The organism is Roseateles sp. P5_B10 (assembly GCF_056400485.1).
This window is the reverse complement of the sequence record NZ_JBFULE010001503.1, coordinates 1-670: the sequence shown is the minus strand read 5'-3', so window position 1 is coordinate 670 and position 670 is coordinate 1. Positions and strand designations below refer to the sequence as shown.

Annotated in this window: 2 protein-coding genes; both read left to right on the top strand. The window is 66.4% G+C overall.

The annotated features are described in order from the left end of the window. A partial coding sequence (locus AC1DU6_RS34255) for a helix-hairpin-helix domain-containing protein (RefSeq protein WP_477862906.1) occupies positions 1-145 on the top strand: 145 nt, incomplete at its 5' end. A 46-nt stretch (positions 146-191) separates the two neighbouring features. After that, the coding region (locus AC1DU6_RS34250; protein WP_477862904.1) for a translation initiation factor IF-2 associated domain-containing protein at positions 192-670 on the top strand (479 nt) is incomplete at its 3' end.

Sequence of the window (670 nt, the reverse complement as noted above, 5' to 3'; positions counted from 1 at the left end):
GAGCAAGCTGGCCGAAGGCGGCATCAACACCCGTGACGATCTGGCCGACCTGGCTGTCGACGAACTGGTCGAGCTGACCAGCCAAGACGAGGCCGCTGCGCGCGCGCTGATCATGAAGGCCCGCGAACACTGGTTCAACGCCTGATCAACACACGCCGCGCCGCACCGAAAGTAATTTGAAGGATCCCCACATGGCCGTGACTACCGTCGCCCAATTCGCCGCCGAGCTGAGCAAGCCGGCGGGCACGCTGCTGGAGCAGCTGCATGCCGCGGGCGTCAAGAAGTCTTCCGTCGACGACTCGCTGAGCGAGAACGACAAGGAACGCCTGCTCGACCACCTGCGCTCTTCCCACGGCACTGCCGGTGCGGATCGCAAGAAGATCACGCTCGTCAAGAAGTCGACCACCGAGATCAAGCAAGCCGATGCCAGTGGCAAGGCCCGCACGATCCAGGTCCAGGTCAAGAAGACCCGCACCTTCGTCAAGCGTGACGACGAGGTCGCTGCCGGCCCCGACGACGCCGAACTGGTGCGCCGCGAGGAAGAAGCCCAGGCCCAAGCCACCGCGCTGCGTGCCCAGGAAGAGGAACTCGCCGCCAAGGTGAAGGCTCGCGAGGACGCCGAGCGCGCCGCGCGTGAAGCTGCCGAGGCGCGCCGCGCCGAGGAGCAGGC